17 protein-coding genes are annotated in these 24,934 nt (G+C 40.0%); 11 read left to right on the forward strand and 6 right to left on the reverse strand.

The genetic code is table 11. From position 1 onward, the window contains the following. The 3 genes from L2735_RS00005 to L2735_RS00015 all read right to left on the reverse strand — a co-directional run. On the reverse strand, positions 1-480 hold a 480-nt coding region (locus L2735_RS00005; RefSeq protein WP_248982766.1), incomplete at its 3' end, for a hypothetical protein. Between the two features lie 82 nt (positions 481-562). Beyond that, positions 563-4,855 (reverse strand): EAL domain-containing protein, encoded by a 4,293-nt coding sequence (locus L2735_RS00010; protein WP_248982767.1) that lies wholly within the window; start codon positions 4,853-4,855, stop codon positions 563-565. Between the two features lie 273 nt (positions 4,856-5,128). Further along, a complete protein-coding gene (locus tag L2735_RS00015) occupies positions 5,129-7,936 on the reverse strand; it encodes an insulinase family protein (RefSeq protein ID WP_428848278.1) in 2,808 nt (935 codons plus the stop codon). A 199-nt stretch (positions 7,937-8,135) separates the two neighbouring features. On the opposite strand from L2735_RS00015, the gene sixA reads away from it, so the two are divergent. Next, positions 8,136-8,609, forward strand: a complete 474-nt coding sequence (gene sixA / locus L2735_RS00020; protein WP_248983023.1) for a phosphohistidine phosphatase SixA — start codon at positions 8,136-8,138, stop codon at positions 8,607-8,609. Between the two features lie 220 nt (positions 8,610-8,829). On the opposite strand, the gene smrB is transcribed toward sixA, so the two are convergent. After that, positions 8,830-9,357 (reverse strand): endonuclease SmrB, encoded by a 528-nt coding sequence (smrB, locus tag L2735_RS00025; RefSeq protein ID WP_248982769.1) that lies wholly within the window; start codon positions 9,355-9,357, stop codon positions 8,830-8,832. A gap of 80 nt (positions 9,358-9,437) precedes the next feature. Between smrB and prmB the strand changes: the two genes are divergently transcribed. The 6 genes from prmB (at position 9,438) to L2735_RS00055 (ending at position 14,862) form a co-directional block, all read left to right on the forward strand. After that, positions 9,438-10,382 carry a 50S ribosomal protein L3 N(5)-glutamine methyltransferase gene (prmB, locus tag L2735_RS00030; RefSeq protein WP_248982770.1) on the forward strand — a complete coding sequence of 315 codons (945 nt, stop codon included), beginning with the start codon at positions 9,438-9,440 and terminating at the stop codon, positions 10,380-10,382. Positions 10,383-10,423: 41 nt separating this feature from the next. Continuing rightward, the gene (gene aroC, locus L2735_RS00035; protein WP_248982771.1) at positions 10,424-11,518 is read left to right on the forward strand and encodes a chorismate synthase; all 1,095 of its coding nucleotides are present in this window, start codon (positions 10,424-10,426) and stop codon (positions 11,516-11,518) included. Further along, positions 11,519-12,691, forward strand: a complete 1,173-nt coding sequence (locus tag L2735_RS00040; RefSeq protein ID WP_248982772.1) for an MFS transporter — start codon at positions 11,519-11,521, stop codon at positions 12,689-12,691. A 52-nt stretch (positions 12,692-12,743) separates the two neighbouring features. Next, the gene (locus L2735_RS00045) at positions 12,744-13,946 is read left to right on the forward strand and encodes an ATP-NAD kinase family protein (protein ID WP_248982773.1); all 1,203 of its coding nucleotides are present in this window, start codon (positions 12,744-12,746) and stop codon (positions 13,944-13,946) included. A 3-nt stretch (positions 13,947-13,949) separates the two neighbouring features. After that, complete coding sequence (locus tag L2735_RS00050) at positions 13,950-14,225, forward strand: YfcL family protein (protein ID WP_248982774.1); 276 nt, start codon at positions 13,950-13,952, stop codon at positions 14,223-14,225. A 70-nt stretch (positions 14,226-14,295) separates the two neighbouring features. Beyond that, a complete protein-coding gene (locus L2735_RS00055; protein ID WP_248982775.1) occupies positions 14,296-14,862 on the forward strand; it encodes an RNA methyltransferase in 567 nt (188 codons plus the stop codon). Between the two features lie 8 nt (positions 14,863-14,870). Here L2735_RS00055 and L2735_RS00060 read toward each other — a convergent pair whose 3' ends face one another. Beyond that, positions 14,871-15,326: a hypothetical protein gene (locus L2735_RS00060; RefSeq protein WP_248982776.1), complete on the reverse strand. Its 456-nt coding sequence runs from the start codon at positions 15,324-15,326 to the stop codon at positions 14,871-14,873. A gap of 95 nt (positions 15,327-15,421) precedes the next feature. Beyond that, positions 15,422-17,656, reverse strand: a complete 2,235-nt coding sequence (mnmC1, locus tag L2735_RS00065; protein WP_248982777.1) for an FAD-dependent 5-carboxymethylaminomethyl-2-thiouridine(34) oxidoreductase MnmC1 — start codon at positions 17,654-17,656, stop codon at positions 15,422-15,424. 136 nt (positions 17,657-17,792) lie between these two features. On the opposite strand from mnmC1, the gene fabB reads away from it, so the two are divergent. From fabB to L2735_RS00085, 4 genes are all read left to right on the forward strand, one after another. Continuing rightward, positions 17,793-19,004: a beta-ketoacyl-ACP synthase I gene (gene fabB, locus L2735_RS00070; protein ID WP_248982778.1), complete on the forward strand. Its 1,212-nt coding sequence runs from the start codon at positions 17,793-17,795 to the stop codon at positions 19,002-19,004. A gap of 225 nt (positions 19,005-19,229) precedes the next feature. Further along, a complete protein-coding gene (locus tag L2735_RS00075; protein WP_248983024.1) occupies positions 19,230-20,372 on the forward strand; it encodes a 4-phosphoerythronate dehydrogenase in 1,143 nt (380 codons plus the stop codon). 2 nt (positions 20,373-20,374) lie between these two features. After that, positions 20,375-21,391 (forward strand): aspartate-semialdehyde dehydrogenase, encoded by a 1,017-nt coding sequence (locus tag L2735_RS00080; protein WP_248982779.1) that lies wholly within the window; start codon positions 20,375-20,377, stop codon positions 21,389-21,391. Between the two features lie 179 nt (positions 21,392-21,570). Next, positions 21,571-24,897, forward strand: coding sequence for a FimV/HubP family polar landmark protein (locus L2735_RS00085; protein ID WP_248982780.1), 3,327 nt, complete (start codon positions 21,571-21,573; stop codon positions 24,895-24,897). Positions 24,898-24,934: the final 37 nt, after the last annotated feature.

Here is a 24,934-nt window from a genome sequence, read left to right on the forward strand (position 1 = left end):
GAACTTAATCCAAGGGTTACCAGCAACTTGAGACTGTGTTTCAGAGAACTTAATCCAAGGGTTACCAGCAACTTGAGACTGTGTATCAGAGAACTTAATCCAAGGGTTACCAGCAACTTGAGACTGTGTTTCAGAGAACTTAATCCAAGGGTTACCGGCAACTTGAGATTGTGTATCAGAGAACTTAATCCAAGGGTTACCAGCAACTTGAGACTGTGTTTCAGAGAACTTAATCCAAGGGTTACCAGCAACTTGAGACTGTGTATCAGAGAACTTAATCCAAGGGTTACCGGCAACTTGAGATTGTGTATCAGAGAACTTAATCCAAGGGTTACCAGCAACTTGAGATTGTGTTTCAGAGAACTTAATCCAAGGGTTACCAGCAGTTGTGTTTGATGATGTATTAACATTTACTTCCGTTGTAATATTAGCAGCAGAAGTTGAAGTTAGAAGTGCAGCTATGATAATTCCGTTAATCATTGTATTAATCTCTCAGTTCAGGGTTAATAAAAAAGTTTTTTATTTGACGTCTGAACTGCTAGCTGCACTTGTTGTGCCAATGTTAACTGCTGAGGCGTTTTTCCTCTTGTTTGTCGAAATTTATATTTAGTAGTTTAGTAAAATCATTTTCTGGAACTGGCTTACTGAAAATGTATCCTTGGATTTCTTCACATTTTAATGCTTTTAATATATTGAGTTGAGCATCATCCTCTACGCCTTCTCCAACCACAGACAAGCCCATGTTATGAGCGATAGTGATAATACTATCAACCATCTTAAGATCCCTATCTGACTTGCTGATATCGTCTACAAATGATTTATCTATTTTTAAACAGTGGATAGGGAATCGTTTTAAATAGGATAATGATGAGTAACCGGTACCAAAATCATCAAGCGCAAGGGTTACGCCCATCTTCGCAAGCTGGTTCATTACCTTGATAGCATTTTCTGGATTTTTAATAATGGTGCTTTCAGTTATTTCAAGCTCTAAATGACAAGCAGGTAACTTTGTAAGCTGTAAGACGCTGGAGATACGTTGTTGTAAATCTGGAAGGGCAAACTGTCTAGATGATAAGTTAATCGCAACACGACCGTTAAAGATGCCTTGTTCACGCCATTTCTGCGCAGCAAAGCAAGCCTTTCGTAAAACTAAATCGCCGATTTCAACAATAAGGCCATTTTCTTCTGCCAAAGGAATAAATTCATTTGGACCGATAATACCATGATCTGGATGGACTAATCTTACCAAAGCTTCCATGCCAACGAGGTTATCCTCTTTTAAATCCACTTTAGGTTGATAGTAAACTTCAAATAAATCTTCTTTTAAACCTTCTCGGATTAAATTTTCAATCTCAAGTTGGCGTAGTGCATTTTGATTTAAGGATTCTGAATAGAATTGATAGCGATTTCCGCCACCAGCCTTAGCGTGATACATAGCAATGTCAGCTTTACGCAGTAAGGCCTGTTCGTTTTGCTCATCTTCAGGATAAAGTACGATACCGATACTGAGGCCAACAACTAAAGATTCGTTGTCGATTTTAAATTCTTCTTTCAGTGCATCGATTATTCGTGAGGCAATTGCCGCACATGAACCGATATCAGGGTTTTGATCAACTAAAATAGCAAATTCATCACCACCTAAACGATATAGGCTGACATGTTTAGGGACATTGTTTTGAATGCGTTTGGCAACATCGACTAATAACTCATCGCCTATTTGATGACCTAGAGAGTCATTGATACGTTTAAAATTATCTAAATCTAAAACCATCAAAGTATGATGAATATCTTTTTTGACTAGATTATTAAGTGTTACTTGCAAACTTGAGCGGTTGGGTAAACCGGTTAAAATATCGCTGTTGGTGAGCTTTCTAAGCTCTTCTTCTTGTTGCTTACGACGTGTGATATCGGAGAATACTCCAACGTAATGGGTGGTTTCACCTTGTTGGTTATATATCGCATCAACTGTTAGCTCCATTAAGAAGTGACTGCCATCACCTTTGTTGGCTTCAAGTTCATTGCTCCAACACCCTTGTTGGGACAATGAAGCATGAATTTGATTTGAGTAGGATTCAGGGTATCGCCCAAAGGAAAATAATTGACCAATAAATTCTTCTCGTGACTGGCTGGTTAATTCACAGCAAGCATCATTCACTTCAACAAAGCGGTACTTTTCATCAAGAATAAACATACCTTCTGATATGTTTTCAATTGCGCGCTCAAATAAACGTAGCTGTTCTTCAGTTTGCTTGAGGTTATTAATATTTTTAATAGTACCTGTCATACGCACAGGGTTTTCTTTGTCATCCCTTTCTACAATTTTGGCTCTATCCAGGATCCACATCCAAAGGTCTTCACGACTCTTAACTCGGTAGGCGACTTCGAAATGATCTGTTAACCCCTTAAAGTGGTCATTAAGTGCAGTCTTGACTCGATTTTGATCTAAAGGGTGGATATTACTTTCTTCACCAGGTTTTCCTGAACGCTGACCATCTTGTGGAAATTCAAGGGTCCCCCAAATATTTGAACGGTATATTTCTCCAGTTTCAATATCCCAATCCCACATTTCATCGCCACTTCCCCAAAGTGATAACTTTAATCTCTCCTCACTTAGGGCAATTTGTTTTTGAGTAAGTCTACGACGCAGTAGAATTTTTATAATAATGAAAAGCAAAATGAAGGAAATTAATGTATATGTAAGCTTAGCTTCAAAAGAATAATACCAAGGAGGAGTAATAGTTATTTGAATTGACTTAGTTTCACCCTGTCTATTTGATAGATTATTTACTGCATATACTTGAAAGTTGTAAGTTCCAGATGATAAATTAGTGTATGTAGCAGAATTTATATCTTTTGAAGGTAGCCAGTTATCATCTAAACCATCCATTTTGTAGTAGAAAGTAAAGTCTTCAAGTGACTTTCCTGGAGAGATAAAAGAAAAAGTAAAAGGGTATTCAGAAAACTTCAAAGTAATATTATCTTGTATGTTTATTGGTTTTTGTAAAATACCATTTCCTACTTCTGCTGATACATTAAATAATTGAAAATCAACTAGTGCTACATTGCTTGATGCTATGCTAACTGTTTCTTGATATATTTCAGAAGGATTTATGATGCTAATTCCGTCAGCTCCACTGAATAATGTGTTCTCACCTACAATAATGGAGCCTTGGGAGTTGTAATCACTTTGTGCTCCATGTCTTGTAGTTATGGTAATGTTTTTTCCACTGACTTTATTGGTAATATTTACTTCATTCGCTGATGATGAAACAATAAAATTATTGAGATTTTCAATAGAATAAATAAGTTTATTGTTTTTAAATACCTCAGTTAAAGATAAGTCAGAAGTAGAGAGACTCAAGAGAGAATTTCGAGTTCCAAAAATTAAAGTATCACCATCCAAGTCAAGGCTTGTAACCATACTCTTATCATAAACTTTGATTGGGGTTTGTTTTCTAACTTTGAATAACCCACCTTGTGAGGCAATCCAAAAAGTCCCATTCTTTTCCGCTATATCAAAAATGGGATAGCGTTCACCAGTCTCAACTACTCTAGTTTGTATACCTTCCTTATTATAGATGTATATTTTCCCATCAATGGTTGAAGCAAATAATTCATTATTCTCTATACTACTAGTGATAAAAGTATATTGGTTTTCTGAAACTTTTACTTCTTCATTGTTTAACAGGTTTACTTTGTATAATCCATTAATACTTCCAATATATAAATCATTGTTTAATATGGTTATTGATTTTGGCCCTAAAGAATTGGACAAGTTTATAGAATTGATATGGTTTAACTTTTTGTCTAATACTTTTATTTCAGAGGAGTCGACGGCAATAAAAAAGTTTGAATCATTTTCAACTATTGACCAAATATTATCAGTTACTAGCTTTGAACTTTTTATTAGATTTCGGTTTCTATCAACTTTTATAAGGCCAAGGTTAACATCAGCAATAAAAGTAGTGGATTTTGTCTCCTTTATTAAGGGCCTTTTTATTGACCCTTCTATAGGTATGAATCCTATATTTATAATTTTTTTATTATGTGTGATTTTTACAATGTTTGAACCAACAATAGAAGTTATTTCATTTCCATTTTTAGACTTTTCTAAATATGTAAGCTGTAAATTAGAAAACATTTGCTTTTTATTATTTTTATAGCTGTATACACCTGTAGGAGTTGAGACCACTAATTCATCCATCAAATCAGTTATATCATTAGAGTTGACTTCTATAACAGATAATTCGCTGTTAATTAGTTTAAAAACATTCCCATCATAATTCCGTATGTAAATAGTGTTTTCTATTTCTACAACCCTTTTTACCTCTTGTAAAACTTCACTTTCAAATCCCCAAATAACTCTTGTTAATTCATCATTTAAAATTAAAATTTTATTATTAAAACCAACTACAACGCCTTGTGATATTCTTGATATATGCCAGATAGGAGAAGTTATTTGTTTTCCTTCTATAATTATTGGCTCAAAAACCTCAGAATTTTTGTCGAAAATAGCTAAACCTTTATCTGTGCCAACAACTAGTTGTTCGTGACTGTCAATAAATAATGTTTTGATAAATGAACTGGGTAAATTTGAAGTGCTATCTTCTGCATAAAAATGTCTAAAACTTTTTCCATCAAAACGGTTTAAGCCGTTAACAGTTCCTAACCATACATAGCCTTCACTATCTTCTACAATGCTAGTGATTGTCGACTGAGAAAGTCCATCGTCTACATTGTAATTTTCGGTATTAAGCAGTAATTCATAATTTTCAGCAGAATCAGCAAAAGCGAAACCCGTTAAAGCATGGGCTAGGAGAAATGTACAAATCAAGAACCGACTTATCATCTGCATAAAAAGTATACTTTTATCTTCTGTAATCTAGAATTATTCAAGGTAATACTCCACTTTTTCAGAAAGTTAATACTTTGTCAAAAATTGGTAAGAATAAAAATAATATAATTAAATTCTCTGTATTAATTTTAAACAAACAATAGCTTGCAATGATTAAAAATCGAACTTAATCATCTTTGATAGTCGAAATTAGTAGCTTTTTACACTGTAAAAATCGTTATCGATGATAGTTTTATAAAATCTGTAAATGTTTTTTAACGTCATCATTTTTTCTTAGAATTCAAATTTATCCGCATTTTGTTTAAAGCCTTTTAAGTCAGTAATGACATGCGCGGTAGGCATTGGCTCTAATTGGTTATGTTGCTCTCCAGCATTAAACATCACTAATCGGTCACTGTGTTTACTGCGCATATTGCTGACAATAAATTTAATAAGGTCGGCACGAGTAAATTGTTTGATTTCTTCAACGACTCTTTCACGCTGTTTGAAATCATAATCTCGGTTGCCAAGACAAACCCAATAGCGCTGGCTTCGGCTCTTAAGGTTGGCGTCTTTTTCTAAAATTTGATTTATTAAGCCAAGTTTGGTCGCTTCCCATTGTTCTTTAGTGATTTGCATGACGGCATAATTAAAGTCAGCAATAAACTCATCAATGGCTTCGAGTAACTTGCGAGGTCCGGTGGTTGGTGATTGTATGTAGAAAATCATCCCTGGGTGGCGATTGAGTGGCAGATATCCCGTTCCGACCATATAACCAAGCTGTTTTTCTGTCCTTAGCTCATGGAAAAAAGTAGACGACATTGTGTGGTTTAGCAAGCTAAATAGGCCAACAGTATGAGCTGTTGTTTGATTTGATTGATAATAAACGATGATTGCACTGTCTTGATGTTCAACTGATAGTTCACGCATTAGCGTGCCTCTGCTGGTGAGGTTAATCAACTCTCGGCTTGATTCTGCACTCGGTTTGGTGACAAGAGATAATACCAATTTTAATCGCTTCGCAAGCTGCTGAGTTTCACTGACAAGCCAATCACCGTACACTAATCCTTCTACATATATTTTCTCGTAAAAGGCGCTCACGTGATTATGTAGTTCATCTAAAGTGACATCCTCTAGCATTTCTGCCATTTTGGCTGGCTCATAAGAACGTTTTTGAAGTGTAACTGTTAAGCTGGTAAATAATTGTGCGATAGGTTTTGCTTGAGCGACGTTTGTCCAGCTTCTGAGTAATTGCTTTTTAATCAGTTTAAAGCGTTCTTGGGTAAAGTTTCTTTCACGCGCTTTTTCAATCACTAAAGCAAGTAAGGTTTCTTGGTTACCGGTAAATCCCGTTAAATGCAGAGTGATCCCACCTTGATGGGGATATATATTGTAATTAAGTCCAGCCACTTCCGCTTGATAAGTCGATTCAGTTAAGTAATCTAAAAGCATTTCGACATATAAACGAGTTAACGCTGCATGCTTCGGCGTTGGGCTGGCATTTTCAGAATCCAGTGACAGATATAAATGACCCTTTGGGACATTAAACTCATCATCTTTACGATGCCAAATGCGATAACCTTCATCTTCTGCAACCACAATCGGTACGTCGCTTTTACTTGGCTCTATTCGTGACTTAGGATTATTGACAATAAAAGGGTTTTTAGTGGGAAGCGCTAATTCCTTTCTCGGTTTCGCTTGTAACCAATGCTCAATTTTATCCGCTGGGATAGCTTCGGTTGAGTAAGGTGTAAAATACCATTTAGCTTGCTGGTTAGTACTGACTTCTCTTGAAACGAGCTGAGTACGCATATTAGTAGGTGATAACAAGTCTAATAAGCTTAATGATTCTTTAGCATCTAAGCCGTCCATTCGATAATCACCAAACACTATGTCTTCAACTTTATAGTGCTGCATATTAATACTGAGGTGACTGGCTAAATCGAGGATCTTGATTTGTTCTTGGAATTTAAATGCGGTGGTTAATAAGCTTGAACGCTCATCATAACGCCAAGACTCAATGCCTGATTCGCGGATCAATTGAATATATTCAAATGTACATTCAATAATCGTATCGAGTTGCTGCAGGCCTTTTTCAGTTAGCTGAATACTAATACTGTAGTCTTTAAAGTTGTAGCCGTTAACACCGCCTCCAGCTGACAGATTATTTGCAAAACCTTGCTCTTTTAAGTAGGACAGTAAACTGCCAGGGCTTTCATTGCCTAATAAATGACTAATAAAAGTCAGCGGTTTACGTTGATAAAAAGGCTCGATAGATGGAAGAGCAAAACTAATATTTAATCTTTTTTGGTCTTTTACTGGCGAAATATTAATGTGCTTAAGTTTCGCGTCTTCATTAAGGTAGGGGGTATCAGGGTAACTTGATTGTGCCTTTCTATTTTGTACTCCACTAAAAAAGTGCTGGGCTAATTTAGCTTGTTCATCCAAGGAAAGCGGTGACACTACACACAGAGTCATAATATTTGCGCTATATTTTGACTGATAAAACTCAACTAACTCTTGCCTAATATCCGCCTCATCACCTGCAAGCGTTTGTAAATTACCTACCGAAAATTTACTGAAAGGGTGCGCAGGGTTCACAGACTCTTTTTGGACTTGATATACCCGTCGTATATCATCTTTTAGCTTTAGGCTATATTCTGAATCAATAGCGTGCCTTTCTCTATCAACCAGCTCTAAATCGAACTTCGGTGCGATAAAAAATTGGCTGAACCTGTCTAAAGACTCTTCGAAATGTTCTGCATCAATACTGTAAAAAAAGTTTGTTTGTTCAGTGCCTGTCCATGCATTGTTTGAACCACCATGTTGATTGATGAATTGGTGATATTCGCCTGAATCAGGAAACTTTTCTGTGCCTAAAAACAGCATATGTTCTAAAAAGTGTGCCATACCTGGACGAGATGTTGGGTCGTCAAAATGGCCAACAGACACTGTCATTGACGCAGCCGCCTGAGTCGCTGTTTTATCTTTAACGAGTAAGACCCGTAATGCGTTATCAAGCACAATATGTCGGTATTGGCGATGGTCATTTGGGCTGGTAACAATAGTATTTTGTGTGTTTAGTGCTGTGTCTGGTTTTATGGTCAAGATAATGCTCCAGATAAGAAGGCTTGTTATATATTGTTCTCGTTGGCGACTTTTAGCAAATATCTAATGAAAATATCGACTAAAGACTAATTAATTTTAGTTGATTGTTACTTTGTAGATGGGATATTTAAGGCTACAATTGGAAAACAAACACAATAATAAATGAGTAGCGATAATGAGCAGCAATAGAAGTATGCAGCTATTTTTGATGCGACATGGTGAAGCAGGCTTTGATGCACCATCGGATAGAGAAAGAATGCTATCGCAATTAGGGCGCACTCAGTCTAACGCAATGGCGAACTGGCTGACAGAAAAGGTCAGTAGTGTCGACTTAGTGATTGTGAGCCCTTATTTAAGAGCACAACAAACGTGGCAAGAAGTGGCTAAACACCTGCCAGAGCCAAGTAAATGGTTAGTATTAGATGATATTACTCCGTCTGGAAGCCCGCAAATTGCAGTTGATGCCATTTTGGCATATGCCGAACATTATCAAGCACGTAAAGTGCTAGTGATTGCTCACATGCCAATTCTTGGTTATATGGTCAGTGAGTTAGTAGCAGGAATGGAGCCGCCTATTTTTGCGACATCAGCAATTGCATCCATTGAGCGAAATGAACATGGTGGGCATTTTGATTTAATGCAAACTCCAGCTCAAATGAGTGCTTAAATCTGATTTAGCACTTTTCATGACAACATGAGCTTTATTGGTTGATAACGTTATTAGTAGATGAGTTTATTAGATAGCGAAGTGCTTAGATGTTGAAACAACTAAGCACTCATTTGTGAGTCTCTACTAAAGTAAATTGCTGAGATTTCCTACTATGAGATCTCTTACTAGTAGCTAGTAGCGATTTGCTAAAGTTATCTAGTCAAAGTGCTGTCTTTAATTATCTGCGGTGAGCGTGTTCGCCAATATCAATGAGTATTAATAATGCAGCATCAGCGCCCCATTCTTTAGGAGCATGGTGAAACGCTTTAACCTTTGGGTGTTGAGCCAGCCACATGGGTAGTTGTTGCTTTAATATCCCAGAACCATAGCCATGCATTACACAACAGCAAAGAATATGTTGCTTAACGCATGCCTGCAGCAAAGCGGCTAATTCAAGTTTAGCTTCGGCTTGGCGCATACCATGTAAATCAAGCAATAAGTCAGGTTGATAATCTCCACGACGTAATCGCTTCAATTCAATTTTTTCTACGCCTTCGTTTAACCAGCGCATTGGCCCTTCAACAGGTAAAATTGGCTGATAGTTATCCGAAAAATAGCTATCAGCATAAACCTGCTGTTCTTTTACTTCGACTTGTTGTTTGGATTTGACCGACTGCTTAAAGTGGTGTTTATCTTGATTTAGTGGTTTAACGCCGCCAAATTGCTCTGAAAACAACGCAAAGTCAGGATTATTTTCTTTATTCATGGCGCTATTGTATTGAATTCTAGGTCATCTTAATAGACTTCAGTTACAATGGTCAGGAACAATTTTTCAGGAGTTATGTTTTGGATAAAATCTTTGTAGATGAAGCTGTCACCGAATTAAGAACCGTTGGCGATATGTTGCGTTGGGCTGTGAGCCGTTTTAACGATGCTAACATTTATTATGGGCACGGCACTGATAACGCTTGGGATGAAGCTATTTCTTTGGTTTTCCATGCTTTACATCTTCCTGAAGAAATCGGTCAGCAAGTAGTTAACTCTAATCTGACTAGCAGTGAAAAACACAAAATTGTTGAATTAATTATTCGCCGCGTACGTGAGCGTTTGCCGGTTCCTTATTTGACCAATAAAGCGCGATTTGCAGATTTAGAGTTTTATGTCGATGAACGTGTACTTGTGCCACGCTCACCTATTGCTGAAATGATCAATAATGGTTTCAGCCCGTGGTTGTATAACAAACCAGTCTCTCGTGTAATGGATTTATGTACAGGCAGTGGTTGTATTGCTATTGCATGTGCTTATGCCTTTGAAGATGCGGAAGTTGATGCTTTAGATATTAGCGAAGATGCTTTAGAAGTGGCGCAAATCAACATCGAGTCTTTGAATGTACTGGACCGTGTTTTCCCAATTCAATCAGATATTTTCTCAGCTATTGAGAAAGGACCACATTACGATTTGATCGTATCGAACCCGCCATACGTAGATGAAGAAGACATTGGCGATATGCCAGATGAATATCATCATGAACCAGCCATAGGTTTAGCATCTGGTCGCGACGGTTTAGATTTAACCAAGCGTATTCTTGCCAATGCTGCAGATTACCTGACTCCAGACGGCTTGTTAGTCGTGGAAGTGGGCAACTCTATGGTGCACTTAAACGAGCAGTTCCCAGATGTTCCGTTCACTTGGGTAGAGTTTGAACATGGCGGTGACGGTGTGTTTGTACTTACTTATGATCAGCTAGTTGAAAATGAATCACTTTTCGCCATCTATAAAGATAGTGAATAATAACGATTAGAAAATATATCACCTTGAGGTAATGAGATAGCATGTCGGGAAATAGCATAGGTCAGAATTTTGTCGTAACGACTTTCGGTGAAAGTCACGGTGTTGCATTAGGTTGTATTATTGATGGTTGCCCACCAGGTCTTGAGCTGACGGTTGAAGACATGCAACACGATTTAGACCGCCGCCGTCCAGGCACTTCTCGTTACACTACTGCGCGTCGTGAGCCTGATGAGGTGCGTATTTTATCGGGTGTTTTCGAAGATAAAACAACCGGTACATCCATTGGTTTATTAATTGAAAACACCGATCAACGCAGTCAAGATTATTCAAACATCAAAGACTTATTCCGCCCAGGTCATGCAGATTACACCTATCAGCAAAAATATGGTCTACGTGATTACCGTGGTGGTGGCCGCTCTTCAGCCCGTGAAACCGCGATGCGCGTAGCAGCTGGCGCGGTTGCTAAAAAATACCTAAAACAAGTTCATGGGATCGACATAAACGGTTACATGTCTCAACTTGGCCCTATCTGCGCCGAATCAGTTGACTTAAATGAAGTAGAGCAAAATGCTTTCTTCTTTCCTGATGCCTCTAAATTAGAGCAACTTGATGAGTACATGCGTGATTTAAAAAAATCAGGCGACTCTGTCGGGGCTAAAATTACTGTTGCTGCAACAGGGGTTCCTGTTGGCTTAGGTGAACCGGTATTTGACCGACTTGATGCAGATATTGCTCATGCCTTAATGGGTATCAATGCCGTTAAAGGTGTTGAAATCGGCGATGGATTTGGCGTTGTAACGCAAAAAGGCTCAGAAGGGCGCGATTTAATGTCTCCAGCTGGCTTTGAGTCAAATCATGCTGGCGGCGTTTTAGGTGGTATTTCTTCTGGTCAACCTATTGTTGCTCATATTGCGCTTAAACCGACATCAAGTATTTCAGTGCCAGGACAAAGCATGACGGCACAAGGCACGACTGCTGATGTGGTGACTAAAGGTCGTCATGACCCTTGTGTCGGCATTCGAGCAGTACCTATTGCTGAAGCGATGTTAGCGATTGTTCTTATGGATCACTTGCTTCGTCATCGCGCTCAAAATCAGGATGTGGTTTCCCAAACCCCTGTTATCGGTATGAAATAAATGCCTAATGCGTCATCTGCTGAGCCCAACGTTCGTTGGCTCAGCGCTTGTTACTTTTTCTTTTTTTCAATTCTTGGCTTAATGGTTCCATATCTCGGTGTCTTTTTTGATAACCGAGGCTTTAATGCACAAGAAATTGGTTTTCTCATGGCAATTCTCATGGGAACCCGCATTATCGCTCCCAATGTTTGGGCCATGGTCGCTGACAGAACAGGCATGCGTTCTGAGCTGGTTAAATTTGGCTCAGCTGCTGCAGCGATAACCTATATCAGCTTTTTCTTTGATGGCAACTTAACCTACCTTGCGTTAAGTCTGATGGTTTATACCTTTTTCTGGAATGCGATTCTTGCTCAGCTCGAAGTGATTACATTAGAAAGTTTAGGTGATGAGTCACATCGTTACGGTGCTATAAGAAGTTGGGGCAGTGTTGGTTATATCTGTTTAGTGATTGCAGCGGGTTTTGCTATTAGCGAGTACGGCGCTGAAATTGTTCCCTCTATTGGCATGGTGCTGTTTATTGGCATGTTCTTATGCGCATTAGCTTTACCTAATAATAGAGCCTCACTCGGTGATGCTAGTACTAGACCACCTTTAACCTTAACATCGCCTATTATTTGGTTTTTAATCTCAGCGATATTATTGCAAATGAGTGTTGGCCCTTTTTATGGCTTCTTCGTTTTATACCTAAAGCAAGCTGGCTATTCGGAAGGGGTCGCAGGTTTATTTGTGGCTTTTGGTGTGGTTGTTGAAATTTTAATGTTTATGCTAGCGCCAAAACTATTAGGTCGCTTTGGCGTAAAATTGTTACTGATAGTCAGCATTGCGTTCACAGTATTAAGGTGGGTGTTATTAGCTTATGGGGTCGATAATATCTTCCTATTATCTGTCAGTCAGGCGTTGCATGCATTCACGTTCGGACTCACACATGCTGCATCGATTCAGTTTATTCATCGTAACTTTGATATTGCCCATCGCAGCAAAGGCCAAGCATTATATGCCAGCTTAAGCTTTGGTTTGGGTGGCGCAATTGGTATATGGATAAGCGGAAACATCTGGGGGGATGGTTCAGGCTCTAGTCAGACTTGGTTATTTGCCTCCTTTTGTGCCTTATTATCATTATTAGCTGCAGTGGTGATAAAAGAGCCAAAAGCTCTTAGTAAGCGTGCTGGCTAATTTTTAGATTGAGATTTGAATATCAAAGTAGACAAATAGAGGATTGATAGCAGTGAAGCGTTTTCGATTAGGTTTGATCATTAATCCACTAGCTGGACTAGGCGGCAGTGTAGGACTCAAAGGCTCTGACAATGTGGCTCAAATGGCCATAGAAAAAGGCGCAGAGCCAAAAGCGGGCTTAAGAATGCAGCAAGCGTTAGCTGTAATTGAGCCGTTTAAAGATCAAATAGATATCATTACTGCATCTGGTGATATGGGGCAAAACCTCGCCACTGAAATGGGATTCAGCGTTACCTGTGTTCACTCTTATCAAGCGAACGACGCGACTCAGCATTCTACTGGCTCTACTGATTCCACTCATTCCAAGATTACAGAGCAATCATCCACAGCTCATGATACACAGCAGACTGTGAAAGCACTCATGAATGAATCTTTAGATTTATTATTATTTGCAGGCGGAGATGGTACTGCCCGTGATATTTACGCAGTGGTCGATGACTCATTACCTGCACAGTTGCCAGTGCTGGGTGTGCCAGCTGGAGTCAAAATTCATTCGGGAGTTTATGCAATAACTCCTCATGCTGCCGGCGTTGTGGTTAGTATGTTGCTCAAACGAGAGTTAGTGAGCTTAATGACAGCAGATGTCATGGACATTGACGAGCAAGCGTTCAGGCAAGGCACAGTCAGAGCAAAACGCTTTGGTGAAATGTTAGTGCCAGCTGAGCCGCGTTATATTCAAGCAGTTAAAATGGGCGGTAAAGAGGTTGATGAATTAGTGTTGACCGACATAGCTGCGGATGTCATCAATCAAATGGAAGATGAGTTATATATTATCGGCAGTGGTTCAACGGTTGCTGCTGTGATGGAAGAATTACACCTTGATAATACCTTACTCGGTGTCGATGTGATTAAAGACCAAGAGGTCATTGCAGCAGATGTGACAGCAAATCAATTGCTCACATTGACTGCAGATAAGCCAACAAAATTAGTGATTACCTTAATAGGCGGGCAGGGACATATTCTTGGTCGTGGAAATCAGCAGCTATCGCCAGAGCTGATTAAAAGAGTCGGAAAAGATAATATTATTATCCTAGCGACAAAAACAAAGCTAAAAGCACTTGAAGGCAGGCCATTAATTGTGGATAGTGGCGACCCTGAATTAGATAGTGCGCTTACTGGTTATTATAAAATTACCACTGGATACCACGATTACGTGATGTACCAAGTTGCCAACCCAGATTTATCGGAGAGTTAAACCATGTTAGAGAAGTATGATGCAGCGTTAGAAGGTTGGATTGAACATACTGTTGCCAATGGGGATGATGACGCGCTATTTGCTAGCGGTTACTTACAAGGCCATATTGCAGTGGTTTTTTCTCAGCTTGAGCAAGAACAACTTAGTGGTATTGACGCTTTAGATGAAAAAATGGTTGATTGTTTGGCGCTGGCTAATGATGAATTAGAGTCTGCTGACTTTGCTTTAGTACAATCCGCTTGGCAACAGCTACGTAAAATTATCAGTGAGATTCAATAAGCAAAGTTAATCATTGAACTGCTGCCAGTGTTTAAATAAGTGTTCAAATAGCGTTAGAAAGAAATGTAAAATGACTGAATTAAGTAATAACTCTTCTCAGCAAGCAACAAGTAACAGTGCATCGATAGGGCTTGTTAACCCTAAAACGCCGGTGAATGTAGGCGGTATCATGCGCGCCGCAGGTTGCTATCAAGCACAATCTGTATTTTATACGGGCAATCGATACGAGTTAGCTGCACGTTCTGGTGAAGCACAATATGATGTTGATACTAAAAATGCCGCTAAAACGATTCCGCTAACAAGGGTTGAATCACTGCTTGAGCAAGTACCTGAAGGCGCTAAAATTGTTTGTGTCGACTTAGTTGTGGGTGCTACGCCCTTGCCGTTATTTGAACACCCAGCAGATGCGTTTTATATCTTTGGTCCTGAAGATGGCACCATTCCGCAGCAAATCATTGATGCTGCAGACGAGGTGGTTTATGTGCCAACGGTGGGATGTATGAATTTAGCCGCTTCAGTCAATGTTTTGTTATATGACCGTTTATCGAAAAGTACTCAAATAGCGGCTGATGATGAATTAATCCGTGAAAGTCGAGACAATAATAATCGCACCAAAGTCAAAACTTGGCTTAAGTAAACGATTACTCACTTCTCATATTTAGTTAAAAATTGGTCAAGTAATACTTGGCCATTTTTTTGTGCTAACTCAGCTTGTAAGCATTGATATATTGCCGTTTCGTGGTCAGCGATTAAATCAAATATTACTTGGTTTTCTGTGCAGTCATCTGCCCATTGACGATATTCGATTTCATAAGGTTCAACCCATTTCACTAATGTTTGTAGTAATTCATGCCATTCAAGTTTCATCCACTTTTGCGCATCACCATTGCCTTTCTGGGTCATTTGTTCTACAGGATAACTAAAGCGTTCAGATTGTTTTAACAGGTGCGATAATAAGTGTTCTCCTGTTAAGGTTTCTACTTGTACTAGCTTTTGCCACAATGAATGACGCTGCTTATCCTCCTCAATATTCATTAGCAGAGTAAAAAAGGCGATGCCGTACAACTCGCCTAAATAAGCTTGGTGGATCCTTTGGTTCATAACGCTTCCTATAGCAACTTCAGAATATTGAGGTTAAAGGAGTCTTTATCGTTTACTGACTAAACCCCTCAAAACTCCTTAAAAAAACTGGAAAATTAAACCATCAAGGATTTACCTTTGAGTAATTTCCTTAACCACATACGGTTAGGGTTTAGCATCGCGAACATGTCGTAACTTATCGGTGATGTTTGCTCGCATAGTATTGAGGCCAGAGCTTCAGCAGCCAAAGGCCCTGAACTTAACCCTCTAGAACCTAGGCCGCCCAACACATATAAGCCCTGGTATGACGGGGCAGTTCTATGGCGCCAAAATTTTCTGCTCGCCACAGTCAGTTGGTGTTCGGCTAACGGCTCTGTATTGTACTGCTCAAAAATAGCATCGATATTTGGCGCTAATCCCATCATAGGACAGTGATCTCGAGTTACCATACGAACGCCAACTCTAGCGTTTGCATCAGAGACATCAACATCATTGACCCAATCTCTATCGGGAAAGCTATGATGCATTTTTTGCGCGTTCTCGAGTTGTTCATTTGGACAATACTCAAGACTATCTGGGGATTTGACATAACTTGCGCCGACACAGTGATGCTGTTGATTCTCAGGTGTCAGGTAACCGTGAGCGCAAATGACAGTATTCAAATCAGCCAACTTTCCTTTTGATGGGATATGACTTACTTGACCACGAAACCCAGTCACTTGCAGTGAGCTAGTTTGCGTAAATTCAGTTAATTGAGCACCGGATGCGACCACCACTGTTTGATGAGTAAATTGCTGCTTGGTTAATTCACCTTGCCCACTAGTGGTTAACTGCCAAAAAGAACTTGGCTGTTTTTTAGTGGGCTCCTCACCTTTGCTTAACTCAAGCTGAGTTAGTGCAGAAACTTGATGATTAAGCTTTACGATAACCTTGTTGCCTTTGCTTGTAGCAATTGTTTGGGCTTGTTTAATGGCGGCGTTGGCGAATTCATGGGGGCAGATCCAGCCAGCTAACGGATAGAAAAATGCGGCTTTATCAATCTGAATATTGGCTAATGTATTCGCTTCATCAGGTTTGACTGGGTAGGCGACTTCGCTGGGCCAATGTTGACCATGAATGATTTTATTTAATCTTGCGTCGCTGCGGTCATCAAAGCCAGTTTGCAAAACTCCACAAAACTGATGGCCAACATGGTGCCCCGCGTCGGTGAGCTCTTGTAAACGGCGACGACTATATAAAAATGCTTGCTGAAAATATTGGCTCATCAAGTTGTTATCTGGAGTCAGCAAAGGGTAAATTGCCCCTTGTTTATTACCTGAAGCGCCATCTGCTATGTGCTCATCTTTACAATAAATAGTGACACTTTTACCTTTCTCAGCAAGTGACAAGGCAAGGTGAGCAGCTGCAATACCGCCGCCAATAACTGCAACTGAGCTGGTGGGAGCATCATTGATATGAGTACTAGCACTAGCACTATCTCTCTCACTATGACTAGCATCGCCACTCATATCAGTTTTAATTTCAGTATTAGGTAAACAGTAGGCATATTCACTTAATAAAGATTGGCGCAGCGCATTACGTTCACACAAGGCAATGTCATCGGGGGCCTGATTTAAATCAATGAAGCTTGTGCTTAAATCGCCTTTAACTCCTTTAGCGCCTTGAGCTGATGTAAGTTTAAAACCAGTAAGCCTGGCAAAATTCGATAGCTTGGTGGGGTGTTCAAGTTCACTAAAAGCATAAATCGCAGCATTATCTTGGCTAATTCTGCCCATCTGCCAACAGAGTTTTTCTGTTAGGTGTTGATCTAAATACTCAGGATTTGTCGTATGAGGTAAGCAATGCCAAAAGTTGATTAGAGATTGCTGGCTAAAAGGGATACCTTGAACAGTTTTGAGCATATCACCAAAGTGAAGATCAATAATAAATTGACCTTGGCTGAAACTAAGTCGTTGGCAGCCTGCAATATTGGCAATACAAGATGCTTTTAATTGCTGAGCAAAAGTATACCAAGGATGCTTTGGGGCATTTATTTCACTATTAGCATTTTCAATTAATTGGAATAGTTCTTCAGCATTTAGACTATGGGCATCAAATACACTTAAATGAATCGATTGATTAAATCGTTGAGATAATTGCCACAGCAGCATGATTTCCATGCCAATCCCAAGACCGATTTGACCAATGCATAAGGTTTTGTGAGAGTTTGGCGTATCTAACAAGACAGTTTCATAATAATGCCTTATGCTTGCTGCATAATCAGGGGTTTGACAGTAACTACTTGGAAAATTAGTCGATATTGTTGCACAATCTCGGGTAACTATAGGGAAGTCAGTGGTTAATTTGGTCAAAGCTCATACTCAAAATTGGTTCTATTGAGATTATTTTACCTATGTTTGTTGAAAGCTGACCACTTTATTCGTCTAAAGCGGATATCATTGCGGCAGCAAAATTAGGTACTGACACGTACAAAATGGATAGCAAAAAATGAAAAGAGTCGTAATAACAGGTTTAGGTGTTGTTTCAAGCATCGGTAATAACAAGCAAGAAGTGACAGATTCACTCAAAGCTGGACGTAGTGGTATTACCCATTCTGACCAATTCGAAGAAATGAAATTACGCAGCCATGTGTGGGGCGAGATTAAATTAAATCCAGCAGATCACATTGATCGTAAAGCGCTACGTTTTATGGGCGATGCTGCCGCTTATGCATACATTGCTATGCAAGAAGCTATCAGCGATGCAAACTTAACTGAAGAGCAATATTCTCACCATCGTGTGGGTTTAGTTGTAGGCACAGGTGGTGCATCTTCTAAAAACCAAGTTGAAGCAGCTGATAAGCTACGTGAAAAAGGCGTTAAACGTGTAGGTCCATACATTGTACCTCGCATCATGGCCAGCACGGCAAGTGCATGTTTAGCTACGCCATTCAAAATTAAAGGTATGAACTATTCAATTAGTTCAGCTTGTGCAACCTCTGCTCACTGTATTGGCCATGCGGCTGAACTTATCCAAATGGGTAAGCAAGATATGGTATTTGCTGGTGGTGCTGAAGAATTAGATTGGACCCTCACCATGGGCTTTGATGCAATGGGCGCACTATCAACTAAGTACAATGAAACACCTGAAAAGGCTTCTCGTACTTATGATGCTGATCGTGATGGCTTTGTTATCTCTGGCGGCGGCGGAATCGTTGTAGTTGAAGAGTTAGAGCATGCATTAGCGCGTGGTGCAAAGATTTACGCCGAAATTATCGGTTACGGTGCATCTTCTGACGGTTACGATATGGTTGCTCCATCAGGAGAAGGTGCTGTGCGTTGTATGCAAATGGCGCTGGCTGACGTTGATACACCAATTGATTATGTTAACACTCACGGTACATCAACACCTGTGGGTGATGTTCGTGAACTGGAAGCGTTACATGAAGTATTCCAAGACAATATCCCGCCAGTGGCTTCTACTAAGTCAATGACAGGTCATGCTTTGGGCGCTGCCGGTGTTCATGAAGCGATTTACAGCATGATCATGATGGAAAGCAGCTTTATTGCGCCAAGTATCAATATCGATACGCCGGATGAAAAAGCGGCTGGTATTCCTCTAGTGACTGAATACCGTGATGCTGAATTGACCACAGTAATGAGTAACAGCTTTGGATTTGGTGGCACTAACGCAACGTTAGTGATGCGCAAATTTAAATAGTCATCATTTTTGAATGACAGCTTTTCTTAAAGCTAAAAGCTCAACTTGATTAAAGCCTTTAACGGAAACGTTGAAGGCTTTTTTGTTATTAAATGCACTGAATCGCAACTCAACAAACTGTCAGGTAAAAAAAGAATTCATTATTTCGTTTTTGTAGGTAACGACTGTTTCTCATTACTTGATAGAATAAGCTAATTGTGTCGTTTTATGATGGTAACCCCAAGTATGAAGATTGTTGCTGACGAGAATATGCCGTATGTCGAAGCCTTATTCGGCGAGTTAGGTGAAATTACCCGAGTAAATGGCCGCCAGTTAACGCCTGAGCAGTTAATTGATGTTGACGTTTTATTAGTGCGTTCAGTGACCAAGGTGAACCAAGCGTTATTAGCTCAAGCGAACAAACTTAAATTTGTTGGCAGTGCCACCATAGGCACTGACCATATCGACTTGGATTATTTACAGCAGCAAAGTATCCCTTTTACTAATGCGCCAGGTTGTAACGCAACCGCAGTGGGTGAATTTGCCTTTATAGCAATGCTTGAGTTAGCGAAACGATTTAAGCAGCCACTACAAAACAGAGTGGTTGGTATTGTTGGTGCTGGCAATACAGGTTCAGCTCTTGAACATTGCCTAAAAGCTTACGGCATGAAGGTACTGCTGTGCGACCCTGTATTGGCTAAACAAGACGGAAAAGCCAATGCATCTCGTGAGTTTGTTTCCCTTGATACCATCATTGAGCAAGCTGATATCATTAGTTTACATGTGCCGATTACCCGTACTGGTGAAGATAAAACTTGGTACATGTTTGATGAAGCCAAACTAAACCAACTTAAACCCAATACTTGGTTGCTGAATTGTTGTCGCGGCGAAGTGATCGATAATCGCGCGTTGATAAAAGTGAAGCAACAAAGAGATGATTTAAAGTTAGTGCTAGATGTTTGGGAAGGGGAACCGAATCCAATGCCTGAACTCGTGCCTTTAGTTGAATTCGCGACGCCACATATTGCTGGCTACAGCCTCGAAGGTAAAGCGCGTGGAACGCATATGTTGTTTCAAAAGCTGTGCGATATTTTGGAGGTTGAAGTCGATAAAAGTGTCACCAACTTGTTACCGGCTTTCAATATTACTCAGCTGAATATTAATAGTGAACTTTCAGAAGTTCAGCTTCTCAACATCGCTAGATTAGTCTACAACCTCAGTGATGATGACTATTTGTTTAGAAATAGCTTCCTTAATAACCATGGGTTTGACCATATGAGAAAAAATCACACTCATAGACGTGAATTTAGTGCATTGTCGCTAGTCAACACGGGGCAATCTGAGGTAGATTGGCTATATAAATTAGGTTTTTCAGGAGTCGAGCGTTAATTATGTCACAAGAATTTAATGTTGTTGTTTTAGGTGCGTCGGGCGCAGTGGGTCAAACTATGATTGAGATCCTCGAAGAGCGAAAATTCCCAGTCGCGAACTTATACCCATTAGCAAGTAGCCGCAGTGCCGGTGAAACCGTTAGCTTTAATGGAAAACAAGTAGAAATTCTTGACGTGGACACGTTCGATTGGAGCCAAGCTCAAATTGGCTTCTTCTCTGCTGGTGGCGATGTTTCAGCTAAGTGGGCTCCAATAGCTGCAGAACATGGTTGTGTTGTGATTGATAACACCTCTCACTTCCGCTACGACATTGATGTTCCACTTGTTGTACCTGAAGTTAATCCGCAAGCTATTGCAGATTTTCGTAACCGTAATATTATTGCGAACCCTAACTGTTCGACGATTCAAATGTTAGTGGCGCTAAAACCTATTTACGATGCATTTGGTATTTCACGTATTAACGTTGCTACTTACCAGTCTGTATCAGGTTCTGGTAAGCAAGCCATTGATGAACTTGCTGGCCAAACGTCAAAATTACTTCAAGGCTTACCTGCTGAAAACAAAGTTTATCCAAAACAAATCGCATTTAACGTTTTACCGCAAATCGATGTGTTTATGGAAAACGGCTACACCAAAGAAGAAATGAAAATGGTGTGGGAAACACAGAAGATTTTTGGCGATCACGATATTGTGGTTAACCCAACAGCTGTGCGTGTTCCAGTATTCTACGGTCATTCAGAAGCAGTACATTTAGAAACTCGTCAGCCTGTTGAAGCCGAAGAAGTAAAAGCGGTGTTACGTGACGCAGAAGGTATTGTGCTATTCGAAAGCGATGAAGATTATCCAACAGTGGTGACTGACTCAGCGGGTACTGACCCAGTGTTTGTTGGCCGCGTAAGAAAAGATATTTCTCACGATTACGGTATAAATTTATGGGTTACGGCCGATAACATCCGTAAAGGTGCTGCTTTAAACAGTGTTCAAATAGCTGAAGTTCTTGTTAGAGATTACTATTAATCTACTATGAATAGAGCTATTTAGACTAAAAAGCCTGCAGCCTGCAGGCTTTTTTCGTTTTACCGCTGTCAGCAGTAGCAGGGTGACTAAATCTGGTTTATAGTCTTAATTAATAAAAATAAATGACCTAAAGCCAGTTGTCATGAAGACAACTCGATCGCGCTCAAAGGGAAAGATTGATGATTTTTCGTACTTCTTATTTTGTTGGCATTATGGCCTGTGCAATGGCCGTTGTTTCTGCTTCTCATTTTATCGAGCCTGCTCATGCAGAAACGCTCAGAATTACTGGCCCAAATGGTGAAGTGAGCACTGCTGCAACTCGTCAATACGGCCCTACAACTTCTGCTGATACCTTTTGGAGCATTGCTCAGAAAGTCAGACCAAATCAAGACATCTCAGTTTATCAAGTTATGGCAGCGCTATTTGATGCCAACCCTCATGCCTTTAGTAGTGATAATTACAACTCCTTAGAACGTGGTATGACATTATTAGTGCCCACTGCAGATGTTATGGCTCAAATTAGTCGTAGTGAAGCAAAAACTCGCGCAGAAAATAACGACAAACGCCTTCCTAATGCTAACAAGCACACTGTAACAACTCCTGCCATTCCTAGTGATAATAATCAGCCTACGACTTCTCAACCTTCAGCTCAAAAGCCTTCAGCGCAGAAACCATTGCAAATCGTGGCTGATCCTAAGCAACCCACAATTGAAGAGCTTGCTAAACAAGCTGCAGAGCAAAGCAAACCTCAGATAGATGAATTAACGGTTAAGTTAGAAGAAGCTCAATCCAAAGCATTATCGCTGACAGATGAACTCGCGCGTTCAGAAGATATGTTGATGGTAAAAGATGCTGATAACGCCGCATTAAAAGCTAAGATTCAAGAGCTCACCTTGCAACTATCTGCTATGCAAGAAGACTTTCAGTTACTGACAGAAAAATATCAAGAATTAGAAACAGCACATCAACAGTTAGTTGAGCAAAATAACCAGCCTGAAGTAGTGGAAGAACCTACCGATTTCTGGCGTTCAATTTCCGACAATATGCTGGTGTTAGCATTAGTTGCAGCACTGCCATTAATCATTATTTTCTTACTTATATTTTGGCTAATGCGTCGTAAGAGTAAAGCTTCCGAAGCTAGCGAGGCAGAAGCCGCCACCGAAGACATTGCGCAACCACTGACTCAGCCAGAAGCAGAAGTTGATGATGTTGAAAACTTAGCCATACATTTAGATGAAGACGAAGCAGCATCAGAAAGCATTGATGATTTGATGGAATTAGAAACGGCTGCAACAGAAGAGCTAAGTCTAGATGATGCATCTGACGCTGATATGTACATCACCGAAGATGCTGAAACGGCTGAAGAAGCTGAAGGAACATCATTAGATGATCTTTGGGCTGAAGCGATGGAAGAGCAAGAAGAAGATCTTCAACCTCTTGAAGCCGATGAAGATGATCTTGATAGTCTGCTAGAAGGCTTAGATTCGCCAATTGAACCAGAATCAAGCGAAGACATTGCAGTAGAAGATTTTGCCGCAGAGGAAGTGACTAGTAATGATAGTGTCGCTGATGAAGATGATTTAGATAATCTATTAGCGGGCTTTGATGAGCCAGAATCAAGCAATGATTCAGCCGAGACTGTTCCAGATGCACAAGATGATATCGATAACTTGCTAGCGGGCTTTGATGAGCCAGAATCAAGCAATGATTCAACCGAGACTGTTCCAGATGCACAAGATGATATCGACAGCTTATTATCCGATTTTGATGCTCCTGAGAATGCTAATTCTGAATCACCTGAACCTAAACCTCAGGATGATATCGACAGCTTGTTAGCTGATTTTGATTTACCCGCTGAGACAGCAACTGAAGCAGAAGCTGAGTCAAACCAAGAGTCTTCAGAGCAAACGGAAGTTGCCGCTGAAGATGATTTAGATGCGCTATTAGCCTCTATTGATGCGCCAGCTGAAGAAGAGCATGACTTTACTGCAGAAATTGCAGCTGAATTAGAAAATGACGTATCACTTAGCCTCGATGAAACAGCGAATATTGATGAGTTGATTGCTGAGGTCGACCCTGAAAAAGAGTTTGCCCCTCTTTCAAATGAAGGACTTGATGTTGAACAAGCTTTAAATGCCGAGCTTGAAGAAATCGAATCGGAACTTTCAATAGAATCAGACAACGACGATATTGATTCACTTTTATCTGAGCTAGAATCTGAAGCGCAGCAAGAGCCTGAATTAGACTCTTTATCAGAGCCTATATCAGAACCTATATCAGAACCTATATCAGAGCCTAGCCAAGAAATTAATGACATTATTGCAGATATTGAAGCGACTGAACCTCAACACGCTGCAGAAAATAACATTGCGGCAGAGACAGAGGTAGAAGCTGAGACAGCTTTAGAAAAAGCAGAGCCGGATTTTGATGAATTATTAGCTGACTTAGATGTAAACAATCAGCAAGAAACTGCTATTGATTCATCAGCCAATCAAGAAGAAATTGAGGCTAACGATAACAGCACTGAGCTTAAATTCGCTCCCGGTGATGAGTCTGCATTAAATATCCAAGATGATTTACAGACAGCAACTGACACAAATGAAGACCCACTTGTTGCTGAGCTTATGGCTGCTGAGCAAGAAGATGAGTTATCGCAGCAAAGTCACAATGAGCAAGATTCGGATATTGACGAGTTAGATGCGCTTTTAGCTGATTTTGATGTCGATAAGATTGCAGACGAAGAAGTACCATTATTCTCAAATGATGATGCTAATTCAGAGCAAGAGTTAGAAACTGTTTCAGAGCAAGACTTTGATGCGATGTTATCTGAACTTTCAGTGACTGACAGTGAGCCTGAGGCTAGTGTAGCTGGAAACGAGCTTAATGTCGAAGAACAACCAGACACAGAAGTAGTTGCTAAAGAATCAGGTTTCTTTGATGATTTAAAATCCAAGAAAACAGAGTCACCAGGCTTAGACTGGGAAGCTGATTTATTCCAACAAGCATCAAATCATCCAGCCTCTGAGCAACCAGAAGATGTTAGTGATGACGATGATAGTTATCAATTAGTCGACGATAACTTAACGGTCGATGAAGCGTTAGCCGCGTTGGATGCACAAGAAAACCTTAAAGCAGAAACTACAGACTCAGCAAACAAAGCACAACCGGCTGAGCCTTCAGAAGCGATGCTTAATACCTTTGAGCAAGAAAATGGCTTTATTGATATCGACAAGTTACTTAATGATGCCGATGAAGATGTTGAGATAAGCGATCAATATAAAGATGTCGATGTCGATATGGGCGAGGTTAATGCGCTTATTGGTAATGCTGAAATGATTGACGTTGATGATGAAGAGAACTCAGTTAACGCCAAATTAGACTTAGCCCGTGCTTACATCGAAATTGAGGATGAAGATGCAGCTAAAGCGATTTTAAAAGAAGTTCAAATTGACGGTAATGAACGCCAGCAAACAGAAGCAGGAAAATTACTCAAAGATATGAGCTAGAAAACGCCAATATCGCTTGTTAACTAAGCAAGATAAA

The sequence above is a fragment of the Shewanella olleyana genome (genome assembly GCF_023283825.1).
Classification (GTDB): Bacteria; Pseudomonadota; Gammaproteobacteria; order Enterobacterales; family Shewanellaceae; genus Shewanella; species Shewanella olleyana.